A 14,643-nucleotide genomic window follows, 5' to 3' on the forward strand; every position below is an offset into this window, starting at 1 on the left:
CGGGGAATATTAGTCGGACGCATGAAATGTTCATGGCGCTCGGCTGACCGATGGAGGAGCTATCTTGTTGTTCGCCCGGGCGGCCGAGTTGCGGCACAGCCTCGACTACCTCCTGGCCGGGACGAGCGTCCGGCTCGTCGCTCTGCCGACGGCGGGACGCACGACCTTCACCCGCCACGCCATCGAAGCGCTCGACGAGTGCGGCTACGAGACGATCGTCGCGCCCGGGTTCAAGCATCTCGCCGCGCGCCCGTTCGAGAGTCTGGAGGCCACCGGCCTGCTCGCCAAGTCGGCGAAGCCGCCGTCCGTCTCCGGTGTCGCGGACCTGCTGGGGGAGTACCTCGCGGCACGACGCGGCGTCATCGTCGTCGACGACGCGCCCTCCATCGACGTCCAGTCCGCAGCGGCGCTCGGCGCGGTCAGCGCGCGTTTGGGCGTCCCGGTCCTCGCGACGGCGTCCACGGCGGACGCCGACTCGGCGCGGGCGTTCGACCAGCTGCTGCCGATGGGCTCGGCCGCGGTCGACCTGGCCCCCGTCACCTTCGACGTGGTCTCCGACATCGCCCACGAGATGCTGGGCGGCGCGGTCGACGCGTGGCTCGTCGGGCGCCTGTACGCGAAGTCGGCCGGCCGTCCGGGCCTCGTCGGGGCGATGATCAGGATCGGAGCAGCGAACGGAACGATCCTCCGTCACGACGGTCTGTGGAGCGCCGGCGCGGAGATCTGGCATCCCGCCATGGGCGCCGTCGTCGACCGCCTGCTCTACGGCTGCACGGACGAGCAGCGCGAGGCGCTGGAGGCGATGTCCCTGACGAGCCCGCTGGACCTGCGCGCGGCCACCGCGCTCTTCGGCCATCGCGTCATCGAGGACCTGGAGGCGCGCGGACTCGTCCAGAGCATCGGACCGCTGGGACGCAGTACGGTCGTCGTCAGCCCCGCGCTGGTGGCGAAGCACTTCCAGCAGCAGCCGGCCACCTCGCGCCACGCCCGGATCCTGGACCGGGTCCGCGCTGAGCTGGCAGCGCTCGAACCCGGCAGTGGGCCGGCGGCGCACGAGCTCGACCGGCTCATCGCGCGTCGCGCCCACGCCGGCGGGGGCGCCGCCTCCGAGCCGGCCCTGATCCGGATGCTGCACGAGAGTCGCGACGCCCGGGTGAGCGCCACCAAGCACGAGTGGCTGCGGCACGGCACGGTGGAGTCGGCCAACGCCTACCTCGAAGCGCTCTTCGCCGGCGACCGCGATCCGCGGGACATCGAGGATGTCTTCGCCGAGACCAGCGAGCACGGCGCAGACGCGGCCGTCGTCGCCCGTCACCGGGTCCACCGCGCCCGCTGGCTGGCCTTCGGCGTCGGGGACCTCACCGGCGCCACCGGGCTGCTGCGGGAGTCCGTGCCCGGCCTCGAGCGGTTCGGGGCGCTCCTGGAGGCCGCCGCGACCGCGCTAGAGCTCCAGCTCGACGGAGTACCCGGCGACATCGCGGACCGGTTCGCCGGGTACGACCCGGACGAGCAGGCCGACTGGGCGGCGGCCGATGTGGCGCGCGCGACGGCCCTCGTCCTGGCGGCGCAGCCCGTCCGGGCACTCGGGGTGCTGAACGCGGTCCGGGCCGAGCCGTCCTCCGCCGTGGCGGGCGCGCACGCCGCCGTCCGCGCGTGGGCGCTGCTGCTGGCGGGGGAGTGCGTCGACGCCGTCCTGTGCACGACCGAACAGCGCGAGCTCGCCCGGACGGAGCTCGACATCGAACGGTACCGGGAGCATACATACATCGCGGCCGTCGCCTCCGTGCCGCTCGGACGCTACGCCGAGGCGGAGCGCCTGCTCGGGACCGTGCTGGCGCTCGGGACGCCGGGCCTCGGCCAGGAGCAGCTGTACTTCGGCGCGCTCGCCCTCAGCTCGCTGCTGGCCGTCCGCGGCGGTCGGCTGCAGACGGCCGGATCGCTGGCACGGCAGACGTCCGCGCCCGGACACGTCCCCGGCCCGTGGCCCGGCATGCTCGCGGCCCTGCCGGAGGCGGCGCTGCTCGCCATGGACGGCGACGACGTCGGCGCCGCGAACGCGCTCGCGGCGGGCGTCCTGGCTGCTTCCGCACGCGGATACACGAGCACAGCGGCCACCCACGCGGTGATCGACTTCGCGGCCCTCGGGCGGGACGTCGCGCCGCTCGTCGGCGACTCCGTCCGCCTCGACGTGGAAGGCTCCCTCGTCGCGCCGTACCGCGCGCTGCAGGCGTCGCTCGACGCCGGGGACGCCCCCGCCCTCGTCGGGCTGGGCGAATGGTTCCTGGCGAAGGAGCGGATCGAGCAGGCCGCCGTCGCACTGACCGCCGCCGAGCGGCTGCTGGCCGAGGACGGGACGGAGGAGGGCGCGCGCGTGAGGCGACTCCAGCGCACGGCCCGGACACTGCTGGACGCGGCCGATCCCGGGACGCGGGCGTGGGAGGCCTCCCACGCCCAGCTGACCGGCCGCGAGGTGCAGATCGCCCGCCTGGTCGGCAATGGACTGTCGAACCCGGACATCGCCGCCCGGCTCGGAATCAGCCCGCGCACCGTCGAGAGCCACGTGCTCAAGGTCTTCCGGAAGCTGGGGGTCTCCGCCCGCGCCGAGCTGGCGAAGCTGGACTGGTTCTGACGCCGTCCGCGGCCGCCTCCTCCCGCCTCCGTGAGTAGACCGCGCGTCCCACCCGCACGGTACGGAGCGGGCCGGACCGCGTACTGAACTGCACGGTGATGGGCGGCGGCCGGCTGCGGGAGAGAGGGGCGGTCGCCGGACGATTCGAGGTGAATCACTGTTCAGGTGTCGAATCAGAAAGACCTGGTATGACCGCACAACGCACGAGCCCTCCGGGGACCCCGCTCACGACGCCCCGCCGACGGAGGCGGAGCCTGCTGGCGGGCGTCCTCGCCGCACTGCTCGCCGGGGCCGGGCTGGCACTGCCTGCTCAGGGCGCCGCCGCCGTGGACGTCGCCGGCTCCGAGGCGGCCCGGCAGCAGGGGATCGTCGCGTCCGAAGGTCGCACACCCGCGGTTCCCAACGATCCGGTCCCGCTGTTCGCCGAGACCTTCAGCAACCATGCCGACGGGATCTTCGTCACCACCGTCGACGCCTATGTCGGCTCCGGTGGAACCACCTACCGCGCCGACCCGTTCTGGGCGAACACGTCCCAGTGCAACGGCTTCGTGCTGAACGCGCGCAGCACGCAGCCGTCGGGCTACTGCGGCGACCAGGCCAAGGAGTGGAACGCGGTCCAGGCGAAGGCCAAGCAGCTCGGGGTCATCCTCGGGCAGCAGGACGCGGACGACAACTACGCGCTGTCGATGAACACCTCCTCGGCCCGGCCTCCGGCGAACGAGACCCTGATGCTCGGCTCGTCCCCGATCTCGCTCGCGGGCTCCGGCCGGTTCCTGACCGTCCGGTCCGCGTTCGCCGCCTCGAACGACATCTGCCCGCCGAGCGACGCCACCTCGCCGCTGCTGCAGTACTCGCTCGTCGACGGCGACGGCGTCCGGCACACGGTCACGGACCAGCCGATCAACGTCCACTCCGACCCCCGCGGCGAGTGGACGAGCGTCCCGGTCGACCGGTTCCGCGGCTGTGTGAAGGCGGCGGAGTTCGTCGCCGACGACTCCGCGCTCATCACCACCGACACCGTCCAGCTCGAGATCCGCAACCTTTCGCGCGAGGCGGCCATGGGCAACGACGGCGCCATCGACAACGTCGAGATCCTGGACGCGACGCCCCAGCTGGACAAGTCGTTCAGCCCGCAGTCCGTTCCGGTCGGAGGCGTGTCGACCCTGACGTTCACGGTGACCAACACCTCCGACTTCGCCGCCAAGAAGGGCTGGAGCTTCACCGACGCTCTCCCGTCCGGGATGACGGTCGCGTCGTCGCCGAACACCGGCGGCACCTGCGTCGCCGATGTCACGGCCGACCCGGGGGCGGCGCAGTTCGCCGTGGCGAACGGCGAGCTCGCCCTCGATGACGTCAGCTGCACCATCACGGTCGACGTCTCGGCGGCGCCGGGCGCCTACCAGAACTGCGCCGCGAACATCACGGCGTCGGCCGGGCTCGACCTCCCCGCGTGCGCCGCGGTGACCTTCGAGGCGCCGGTCGCGCTGAGTGTGGCCAAGTCGGTCGACACAGCCTCCTACCTTCCTGGCGGGCCGCTGACCTGGACGGTCGACGTGGCGAACGCGGGACCCGGCGACGCCGCCGGCGCGCGCGTGACCGACGTCCTGCCCGCAGCAGCCGGCACGTTCGGCTGGACCTGCGTCCCCTCGGCCGGCGCCTCCTGCGCCACCTCGGGCGCCGGCAGCATCGACGACGCCGTCACGATCCCCGCGGGCGGAAGCCTCCGGTACACCGTCACCGGCACCCTCCCGGCCGACGCCACCGGCCCGATCACGAACACCGCGACCGTCGCACCCCCGGCGGGCGCCACGGACACCGGCTGCACCCCGGACTGCTCGGCCAGCGTGACGAGCACGCCGCAGGCCGCGGCGATCACGCTCCTCAAGACCGCGAGCGCGTCGGGCGTTCAGGATCCGGCGCAGGCCGGGGACACCATCGCCTACAGCTTCACGGCGACGAACACCGGCGGCGAGACGCTGACCGACGTCACGATCACCGACCGCCTCCCCGGTCTCGGCGCGCTGACCTACTCCTGGCCGGGCGCCGCGGGCACGCTCCTCGCCGGCGAGACCGTCACGGCCACCGCGGCCTACGCGCTCAGCCAGGCCGACATCGACAGCGGCCACGTGGACAACTCCGCCGTCGCGACAGGAAACCCGCCGGCAGGACCTCCCGTCGAGTCGCCGCTGGCGTCGACCGACACCCCGCTTCCGAGCAGCTCGGGACTGTCATCGACCAAGTCCGCTGACGCGTCACAGCTGAGCGACCCGGCCGCCGTCGGCGAGACCATCGTGTACACGTTCTCCGCGACGAACGACGGCTCGCAGACGCTCACCGGAGTGACGATCGACGACCCGCTTCCGGGGTTGAGCACGCTGCAGTACGTCTGGCCCGGCCCCGCGGGGGTTCTCCAGCCGGGGGAGACCGTGACGGCGACGGCCGCGTACGCGATCACGCAGGCGGACATCGACCGCGGGCACGTCGCGAACACGGCGCTCGCCACCGGCACCCCGCCGACGGGACCGGCCGTCACAGCGCCGCCGGCCTCCACCGACACCCCGCTTCATGTGGCCGCCGCGCTGGCGCTGACGAAGTCCGCTGACGCGTCGCAGCTGGGCGACCCGGCTGCCGTCGGTGAGAGCATCGCCTACACGTTCTCCGCGACGAACACCGGCTCCGTGACCCTGACCGACGTTGCGATCGACGACCCGCTCCCGGGGTTGAGCACGCTGCAATACGTCTGGCCGAACGCCGCTGGCACCCTGGTCGCAGGGGAGACCGTGAAGGCGACAGCCACCTACGCGATCACCCAGGCCGACATCGACCGCGGCCACGTCGCGAACACGGCGCTCGCCACCGGCACCCCGCCGACCGGCCCGGCCGTCACAACACCACCCGCCGGAACCGACACCCCGCTCCCGTCCGACTCGTCCCTGAGCCTCATCAAGACCTCGGACACCTCCGGGATCGGGTCCCCGGGCGCGCCGGGCGAGACCATCGTGTACCGCTTCACCGTCACGAACACCGGTTCGACGACGCTGACCGGTGTCGCGATCGACGACCCGCTGCCCGGTCTGGGGACGATCGCCCAGGCGTGGCCGGCTGCCGACGGGACGCTGCGTCCGGGGGAGTCCATGACGGCGACGGCGGACTACGCGATCACGCAGGCCGACATCGACCGCGGCCACGTCGCGAACACGGCGATCGCCACCGGCACACCGCCGTCCGGATCGCCGGTCCCCTCGAACCCGGGGAACACCGATGACACTCTGCCCGGCGCTCCCGCCCTCCAGTTGAGCAAGTCGGCGGACACCTCCGGGATCGGTTCACCGGCCCGCCCGGGCGATCTGATCACGTTCGCCTTCGACCTGCTCAACAGCGGGACCGTCACCCTGCGCGGCGCACAGGTCAACGACCCGCTGCCGGGGCTCGGCGCGCTGCAGTACTCCTGGCCGGGCGCCCCCGGGGTCCTCGAGCCCGGTCAGACCGGCACCGCGTCGGCGCCCTACCGGGTGACCCAGGCGGACATCGATCGCGGCTACGTGCACAACGTGGCGACGCCGGAGGCCGAGACGCCGGACGGCCTGCCGGTGAGCGGTGAGCCCGCGACGACCACGCCGCGGATCCCGGTCGCACCGGCGCTGGTCTTCGAGAAGACCGCCGACGCGCAGGCGACGGGTGCGGTCGGCGACGTGATCGAGTACGCCTTCACGGCCACGAACACCGGAAACGTCACGCTGAAGGACGTGGACATCCATGACCCTCTGCCCGGACTGAGCGCGCTGTCGTACACCTGGCCCGGCCCGGCCGGCGTGCTCGCCCCCGGTGAGCGGGTCACCGCCACCGCCGCCTACGCGGTCACGCAGGCGGACATCGACGCCGGCGCGGTGGCGAACGACGCGTTCGCGGACGGCGTCACGGTGCCCGGCGTTCCGGACCCTGCCGACCCCGCCGACCCCGGCCGCGCGGAGCAGTACGTGCCGTCGAACCACGACGACACGCTGACCCCGCTGGCGCAGGACGCGGAGCTGACGATCGTCAAGACCGCGGACGCCAGCCGGATCGCGGAGCAGGCCGCGGCGGGCGACACGCTCGTCTACGGCTTCACCGTCGCCAACGTGGGGAACGTCACACTGACGGACGTCGCGATCGTCGACCACCTCGACGGGCTCGGCGAGCTGCAGTACCGCTGGCCCGGCGCCAAGGGGGTCCTGGCCCCCGGTGAGGAGGCCACGGCGACGGCCGACTACCTGCTGACGCAGGCGGACCTCGACGCCGGGCACGTCGCGAACCTGGCGTTCGCCGAGGGCACCCGGCCCGCACCGGACGCGGACGCATACGTGACCGCGCCCAGCGAGACGGACACGCCGCTGCCTCCCGCCGCCGCGCTCGCGCTCGTGAAGACGGCCGACGATTCCGGGGTCAGCAGCCCCGGCGCGGTCGGCGACGTCGTCCGGTACTCGTTCCTGGTGACCAACACGGGGAACGTCACGCTGACCGACGTGGAGGTCGTCGACGAGCTGGCCGGCCTCTCCGCGCCGGTCTACGCGTGGCCGGGGGAGAAGGGCGTCCTCGCTCCCGGCGAGCGGGTCCAGGCGACGGCGTCGTACGAGTTGACGGCCGCTGACCTCCGCAACGGCCGGGTGCTGAACACCGCACACGCGGTCGGCACGCCTCCGGGCGACGGCGCACCGCGCGTGGCATCGCCGGAGGACAGCGCCGAGGTCCGGATCCCGCAGCCGGGCACTGCGCTCGCGTTCACGGGCGGCGACGTCGCCGGGGCCGCGGTCCTGGCAGGAATCCTCCTGATCCTGGTCGGTGTAGCGGTGCGAGTGGTCGCGCGGCGGCGTTCGGTGGCCGCTCCGAAGGCGGTGCGCTGAGATGGCGGGCAGCCTCCGAAGCCGGATCGCCGCGACGGCCCTTGCGCTCGCGCTCGGGGGAGGTGCCGCCGTCGGCCTCGCCGGCTGCACGGCGGCGCCGTCGCCGTCGCCGTCGGGGCCTCCCGCCACCGCGCGGGCTCAGCCCACCGGCACCGCAGCGCTGCCGGACATCCCCGACGGAGAGGGCATCATCCGCGCGACGACGATGACCGCCTGTGCGACCGGGAACGGAACCGTGACGGCGGAAGGCTCGATCACCGTCCCGGCCGGAGCGCACGGCTCCCCGGTCGTATCGGTGAGCTGGGTCGACGCGGACACGTCCACCGCCTACGCGCGGGCGGTCGAGGCGGTCCAGGACGCCACCCCGGGAACCCCCGCGCGGTGGTCGGTCAGCACCGATCTGGACGCGCCGGCCGGGACAACCATCCGGTGCGTCCTCGGCGCCGTCCTGCAGGAGTAGAGACCGGCCTTCCGGGGCGTGGAGCGCGATGAAGGCGTTCCCCGCCCCGGGGCTCCACCATGCCAACCGGCGAACGGGTGAGCTCCGACGCCGGCGGGCCGCATCGCGGTGTGGCCGCGGTGGTGAAGTTGCGCCCGGCCCACGCCCGACGAACGGCATCGCGCCGCGGACGGCGGGGGAGCGGGCCCGCTCGACCGGACGGGCCGCCACTAGCGTTGCGACGACCGTGCCGCGAACCAGGAAGGAACACCGCCATGGCCACAGACGCCTTCGCCGGACCCGTGGACTACCTCGTCTTCACGTTCCCCTCGGAAGCCGTGCTGGGGGCCGGCCTCACAGAAGTCCTCCGCCGCGTCGACGAGGGCGTCATCGAAGTCCTCGACCTCGAGCGCATCCGGGTCGAGGCGGATGGGACGGTCGTCGCCGGCCCGCTCGACAATCCGGCCGACTTCACCGGCGCGTTCTCCGGCATCCTCGACGCCGAGGACGTCCGCCGCGTCGCCGACGCCCTGGAACCCGGCGGCGTCGCGATCGCCCTCGTCTACGAGGACCTGTCGCTGGCCACCGCGGCGGACGCCTGGACCGCGGCGGGCGGAACGGAGCTGCTGGTCGGGGGAGTCGACATGATCGACCTGGCCGAGTCGCTCGAACCGGAATCCGAAGCCGGAGCAGAATCCGAATCACTGGGGGAGAACCGAAAATGAGCCTTCTTCGCACCGCCGTCCGCGCTTCGGTCGCGACCCGCGTCATCGGCAACACGCACCGACGCCAGCAGCAGCGCTGGGCCGCACAGGACGCCGCGGCGACCGCACAGGCACCGCCTCCGGAGTCGGCACCGTCGGTCCTGGACCAACTCGCGCAGCTCGGCCAGCTCCGGGAGGCGGGAGTGCTCAGCGAGGCCGAGTTCGAGACCCAGAAGGCCCGCATCCTGAGCGCATGACGCGCGGGGCGGCTGTCTCCCGTCTTCCGCGAACGGGAGAATGGCAGACATGCTCACCCTGCTCGACCTTCCCGCGGAGCTCTCCATCCGTGACGGCGCCATCACCCTCCGGCGCGCAACCGCGACCGACCTCCACGGGCTCATGCGTCTTCTCTCAGACGACCCCATCAGCGCTGGCAGGGGAGACGTTGGGGCAGACGCCGACCTGCCCGCCTACGCCGACGGTCTGACCCGGATCATCGCGGACGACGCCAACGATCTCGTCATCGCCGTCGACAGCCGGGGACACCTCGCCGGAACGCTTCAACTGACATTGATACCCGGAATGGCACGCCGCGGCGCCACCCGGCTGCTGGTCGAAGCCGTCCGCGTCGCCGGCGATCAGCGTTCCGCCGGGATCGGCGGCGCCATGATGCGCTGGGTGACCGACATCGCCGCGCCGACGCTCGGCGCGAGTCTCGTCCAGCTGACCTCGGACGCAGCACGGACGGACGCCCACCGGTTCTACGAACGACTCGGTTTCACCGGCTCGCACATCGGCTTCAAGTACCACGTCACACCCGGCGCGGGAGAGCGGGCACGCTGATCCGATTGTCCATTACTGGTGAAGCTGATTATCCGTTTCCGAACAATTCGGGTATCTGCCGGGCAGAATGATCAGCATGCGAGCGCAGATCGGCTTCCAGGAGTATGCGGCCAAGATCGTCGCGCAAGAGCGGCAGGATCTTCGGCACGCCTTCCTTGAATCCACTGATTACGCGGCTGGAAATCTTGAAGTTCACGGGAGCGGTTTGCGTAACGTGGTCGAGTGGATGGAGACGCGTGCGGAGTTCCCGGCTCTGCGCGTCATTTTCGAACAGGGGCTAGAAGATGCAGTGCGTTTACTGAACTCGATCGATGCTCATACCGAGGCGATCGAGTTGCTGTTCCGTTCTGGCCGAGGTCACACTCCGGCTGCCTCGACGCTTCTCAGAGCGGTGCACGAGGCCGTCGTGGTTCTCTGTTACCTGTATGACTCGGAAGTGCCGCCCGCGCAGTCGGTAGCGCGGCTTGCGGCTTACAAGATCGACTCAGTGCAAGGCAACGAAAGCACGCTCGCGGAGTTCGGCCGAGATGCATCCCCGAAGGATCTGAAGCGGGTGCAGGAGAGCACCGACGGAATCAAGGCGTTCTTCGCCGAAAACGGATTCGTCCTTGGCGCTACCAAGGAGCCGAGCCGATTGTGTCCTTCGGTCTCCTTCGAGGGGGAGCGTGCGCAGGTGCGTCTCAAGACTACTGAGCTCGCGAAGACGTATCTTCCTGACGAGACCTACGGGTGGGTGATCGCATCGGGAGCTGTGCATTCCAAGCCGTGGTTTCTTCCGAGCACCGTGGATGGGTTCACGGAGGATGCTATGGCGCATCCCGATGAGTCAGCCGCGACTGTTCTCTTCAGTCTGCTCTATGCGGCTGGTGTTCTTGCGAATACGCTGCGGGCGCATTCAGGGTTCGATACGACGAGCGCCGAGCGACGGGCGTTCACCCGACTCAAGGCCGCCGTTGCGCGCCTGGATGGCACACCGTTCAGCCCCATCGATCTTGAGACGTACAAGGCGCGAGGGAAGTCATCGGCTCAGCGGCCACCGGACGGCCATGTTGGAGCGGGGCTGATTCGGCCAGGACGTGAGTACGGACTCTTGTGATGCTTGATCGGTATCGCCGAGCCCGGTGATGGAGCACGATCGTCGTATGGACAATGGTGGAGCGCGACCGTGGCTTCTGGCGGAAGAAGAGTCTCGACAGCTTCCGATCAATCAGGTCGTTGTGCGTCTTCGGGCCGTACTAGGCGTGCGACTGGTCGGTTACATCGGGAACGTGACGACGGCAAGCGCCGTCAGCGCATGGGCTGACGGACGCTCACTCCCGACACCCGCCGACGACACACGTCTTCGAACGGCGGTCCACGCCTTAGGGATTCTGGAGATTGGTTACGACCCAATTACGATCAGCACCTGGTTTCGAGGAATGAATCCTCTACTCGGTGACGAGGCGCCCGCGCGCTATATCAGGAATGCTGCGCCTGGCGACGCGTCGGACGTTCTAGTAGCCGCGCGCTCGATGCTAGTCACCTAAGCCATCCCGTCGGTTGCAGCTTCCGTTCTGTCATGATCGGGCGCGAACGCGACGACGACGGGTAGTCCACGGGCCGCTCCGACGAGCTGCGGGCCGCCGGCGGCGCGAGCCATCGCCGTCCAGCTAGGGTGGCGCGACTAGCTGTTGCTGGCCATGACGTTGTTGACGGCGTGGCCTGCGCGGGCCGGCTCTGACGGGTGTTGTTGGTAGCTTCGGGCGGCCCGTTGGGGGGTTGCGTCTCGACCTGCCGGGGCCGGGGTGCGTCGCCATATCATCGTGGCCATGAGCACGAGAGATGACGTTCGGGAGTTCCTGATGTCGCGCCGCGCGAATATCACACCGGCTGCCGCGGGTATCCAGGCTTCAGGTGATGATCGTCGCGTGCCGGGGCTGCGCCGCGAGGAGGTGGCCCAGCTCGCCGGCGTCAGCGTCGACTACTACACGCGGCTGGAGAAGGGACACATCGCGGGCGTCTCGGAGAGCGTCTTGAACGCGGTCGCGGCGGCGTTGCAGCTCTCGATCGTCGAGCGAGAGTATCTGCTCGGCTTGGCACGCACCGCCGCCTCATCCTCGATGGTGACGCGCCCCGCGGAGAGACCGTCCGAGGTGCGGGACTCGGTGCAGCAGCTCCTGGACGCGATGACGTTGCCGGCGATCGTGCAGAACCCGCAGCAGGATGTCCTCGCCGCGAATCTGGTCGGGCGGGCGATCTATGCGCCGGTGTTCGACCTGCCAGGCACTCCCAACCTGGCCCGGTTCGTGTATCTGGACCCGCGTGCGCGCGATTACTGGGTCGACTGGGAACTCTCGCGCCGCACGTCGGCTGCGATCCTGCGTTTCGAGGCGGGCCGCGACCCGCTGAACGAACAGCTGACCGCCTTGATCGGGGAGCTGTCGACCCTCAGCCCGCACTTCCGTCAGGACTGGGCGCGCAACGACGTGCACGAGCACCGCACCGGGACGAAAGCGTTCCGTCATCCCGAGCTCGGGGTCGTCGAGGTGGCATTCAACGTCTTCGAGACACCGGGCACGCCGGGGCAGAAGCTCGTCACCTACAGCCCGCTGCCGGGAAGCGATACCGGCGAGAAGTTCGCCCTGCTGGCCAGCTGGGCGGCCAGCCACAACACCACTGAGCACTGAGCACTGAGCACTGAGCACTGAAGGAGAATCATGCGCGTCGTCGTCATCGGCGGAAGCGGCCACATCGGCACGTTCCTGGTCCCGCGGCTGGTCAGGGCCGGCCACGAGGTCGTCAGCATCACCCGTGGCACCAGCCGCGCCTACGCCGAAGCGCCCGAGTGGCAGCACGTCGAGCATGTCGTGGCCGACCGGCAGGCCGAGGACGCGGCAGGCACGTTCGCGGGACGAGTGGCCGATCTGCGCCCGGAAGCTGTGATCGACCTGGTGTGCTTCACACTCGAGTCTGCAGCCGCGCTCGTCGAGGGGCTACGGGGCACAAGCGCGCACCTGGTGAACTGCGGGTCGATCTGGCGTTCTGGTCGCAGCGCGATCGTTCCGACCACCGAAGAGACGATGACGCCGCCGTTCGACGAATACGGCATCGAGAAGCAGCGCATCGCCGAGATGCTCAAGGCCGAGACCGCCGCAGGCGGACTCGACACCACCTCGCTGCACCCCGGTCACATCGTCGGCCCGGGATGGGAGCCGATCAACCCCCTCGGGAACGTCGACCTCGCCGTGTGGCAGACGCTTGCCGCCGGCCGACCGCTGCCGGTTCCCGGGCTGGGTGCAGAGACGGTGCATCACGTCCATGCCGACGACGTCGCGCAAGCCTTCGAGCTCGCGATCACCAACCGCGATCGCGCCGCCGGCGAGGACTTCAACATCACCTCGGCGGCCGCGCTGTCGGTGCGCGGTTTCGCGCACGCGTCCGCGTCCTGGTTCGGCCAGGAAGCGCACCTCAAGCACGTCACCTGGGACGAGTTCCGACAGGCCACGACGGCCGAGCACGCCGACAAGAGCCTCGAGCACCTGGACCGCAGCCCCTGCTTCAGCATCGACAAAGCCAAGAGCCTCCTCGGCTACGCCCCCAGCTACAGCTCCTTGGACGCCGTAAGGGAATCCGTGGCATGGCTCATCGACAGCGGCGCTCTGGCTGTCGAGCGCCCGCTGGCACGCTGAACAACGCACAGCGCCACGGCCCCGTTACTTCCCGCCAATGACGCACCGGAATGCGCAGCTGACGCCAGAAGGGCGCATGCGTCTGATCGAGCGGTGCCGCACTCGGCCGATCGCGCACGTCGCGGCAGAGATGGGGATCTCCCGCGCGACGGCATCCAAGTGGGTGAACAGGTACCGGACGTACGGGGAGGTTGGCCTCTACGACCGCTCCTCCGCCCCGATCCGGCAGCCAACCGCAACGCCCGGTGAGACCGTCGCGAAGATCGAAAGCATGCGACGCGACAAGAAGTGGTCCGCGTCGCGGATCACTTTCGAGCTGGCTGCGGACGATGTCACGATCAGCCGCCGCACCGTTACAAGACATCTCGCCCAAACTCGGCCTCAACCGGCGAAGGTTCATCGAGCCGAACGGCGAAACCAATCGTGAGGTGAAGAAGATCACCGCGAAGCATCCCGGGCACATGGTTTCACCTCGACGTGAAGAAGGCCGGCCGCATCCCGGACGGCGGCGGCTGGCGCGCCTTCGGCAAGGGCAGTAGCGAAGCGAAGGCCGTCGCGCGCACGAAGACGCGCGGTGCGCGTGCCGGCTACGTCTACCTGCACTCCGCGATCGACGGTCACACCCGTCTCGCGTACACCGAGGCGTTGGAGAACGAGCAAGCATCCACGGCCGTCGCGTTCCTCGACCGGGCACGGGACTGGTTCGCCAAGCACGGCATCGTGAAGATCGAGCGGATCATCACCGATAACGGTTCCTGCTACCGCTCTGGCGCGTTCGCCGCTGCACTGGACGGTGCTGAGCATCGGCGCACGAGGCCGTATACGCCCAAGCACAACGGGAAAGTCGAGCGGTACAACCGCATCCTCGCCGAAGATTTCCTCTACGCCAGAACCTGGGCCTCAGAAACCCTGCGGGCGAGTGCCTTGGAGACGTGGAACCTGCACTACAACTATCACCGGCCTCACGGTGCTCACCGCGGGAAGCCGCCCGCCTCAGCGACATTAGCCCGCGTCAACAACGTCCTGGCCTCCTACAACTAGCCTCCCTGAATGAACGCGTGTGCAGCCGCGGTGGCCTGACGTATCCGCCCGTCGGCGATAGCTTCGGCAGGGGAGTCGTCGTCGAGTTGCGGGTTCATCCCCATGAACCAGGCGCGCACCACTTCCGCGTCGTCAACCTCAAGCAGTTGGTTCACAAGCGACTCCGCCGCAATGAGCAGCGGTCGTTTGGCCGGGGAGGGGGCGGCTGCTCCACTTGCCCAGGTCGTGACCTCGAGGACTGTGGTGTCAGCAATCACTGCGACGAGCCCCGGGCCCAGGACATCGCGAAGGTGTGCGATCGCATCGACGGCCATGGCAGCGGAGGCGTCATTGAACGATCGAGGGTCGGGCATAGATTCCACGCTATCGGGAGCAGGGCTCAGGAGGACAGGCAGTACCCGTCGATGTCCGGGTGAGGATCCTCCGGGCAGGCACGGAG

Annotated in this window: 10 protein-coding genes and 1 pseudogene; 10 read left to right on the plus strand and 1 reads right to left on the minus strand. The window is 70.1% G+C overall.

Annotated elements, in window-relative coordinates:
* The first annotated feature begins 64 nt into the window (after positions 1 to 64).
* The 10 genes and pseudogenes from F1C12_RS03580 (at position 65) to F1C12_RS03625 (ending at position 14,204) form a co-directional block, all read left to right on the plus strand.
* Positions 65 to 2,629, plus strand: a complete 2,565-nt coding sequence (locus tag F1C12_RS03580; RefSeq protein WP_185277475.1) for a helix-turn-helix transcriptional regulator — start codon at positions 65 to 67, stop codon at positions 2,627 to 2,629.
* 188 nt (positions 2,630 to 2,817) lie between these two features.
* Positions 2,818 to 7,509 carry a DUF11 domain-containing protein gene (locus F1C12_RS03585; protein ID WP_185277476.1) on the plus strand — a complete coding sequence of 1,564 codons (4,692 nt, stop codon included), beginning with the start codon at positions 2,818 to 2,820 and terminating at the stop codon, positions 7,507 to 7,509.
* Between the two features lies 1 nt (position 7,510).
* Complete coding sequence (locus tag F1C12_RS03590) at positions 7,511 to 7,969, plus strand: hypothetical protein (RefSeq protein ID WP_185277477.1); 459 nt, start codon at positions 7,511 to 7,513, stop codon at positions 7,967 to 7,969.
* A gap of 254 nt (positions 7,970 to 8,223) precedes the next feature.
* On the plus strand, positions 8,224 to 8,673 hold the full coding sequence (locus tag F1C12_RS03595) for a DUF6325 family protein (protein WP_185277478.1): 450 nt from the start codon (positions 8,224 to 8,226) through the stop codon (positions 8,671 to 8,673).
* On the plus strand, positions 8,670 to 8,909 hold the full coding sequence (locus F1C12_RS03600; protein ID WP_185277479.1) for an SHOCT domain-containing protein: 240 nt from the start codon (positions 8,670 to 8,672) through the stop codon (positions 8,907 to 8,909). Before F1C12_RS03595 ends, F1C12_RS03600 begins: the two co-directional genes overlap by 4 nt.
* Positions 8,910 to 8,958: 49 nt before the next feature.
* A complete protein-coding gene (locus tag F1C12_RS03605; protein WP_185277480.1) occupies positions 8,959 to 9,495 on the plus strand; it encodes a GNAT family N-acetyltransferase in 537 nt (178 codons plus the stop codon).
* A 76-nt stretch (positions 9,496 to 9,571) separates the two neighbouring features.
* The gene (locus F1C12_RS03610) at positions 9,572 to 10,591 is read left to right on the plus strand and encodes a hypothetical protein (protein ID WP_185277481.1); all 1,020 of its coding nucleotides are present in this window, start codon (positions 9,572 to 9,574) and stop codon (positions 10,589 to 10,591) included.
* A gap of 712 nt (positions 10,592 to 11,303) precedes the next feature.
* Positions 11,304 to 12,161, plus strand: coding sequence for a helix-turn-helix domain-containing protein (locus F1C12_RS03615; protein ID WP_185278757.1), 858 nt, complete (start codon positions 11,304 to 11,306; stop codon positions 12,159 to 12,161).
* A 30-nt stretch (positions 12,162 to 12,191) separates the two neighbouring features.
* Positions 12,192 to 13,163, plus strand: coding sequence for an NAD-dependent epimerase/dehydratase family protein (locus F1C12_RS03620; RefSeq protein ID WP_185277482.1), 972 nt, complete (start codon positions 12,192 to 12,194; stop codon positions 13,161 to 13,163).
* Positions 13,164 to 13,200: 37 nt separating this feature from the next.
* Positions 13,201 to 14,204, plus strand: a pseudogene (locus tag F1C12_RS03625) (IS481 family transposase).
* Here the strand turns inward: F1C12_RS03625 and F1C12_RS03630 are convergent.
* Positions 14,201 to 14,557 carry an XRE family transcriptional regulator gene (locus F1C12_RS03630; protein ID WP_185277483.1) on the minus strand — a complete coding sequence of 119 codons (357 nt, stop codon included), beginning with the start codon at positions 14,555 to 14,557 and terminating at the stop codon, positions 14,201 to 14,203. The pseudogene F1C12_RS03625 and the gene F1C12_RS03630 overlap by 4 nt on opposite strands.
* Positions 14,558 to 14,643 lie beyond the last annotated feature (86 nt).

The sequence above is a fragment of the Leifsonia shinshuensis genome (assembly GCF_014217625.1).
Taxonomy (GTDB): Bacteria; Actinomycetota; Actinomycetes; order Actinomycetales; family Microbacteriaceae; genus Leifsonia; species Leifsonia shinshuensis_A.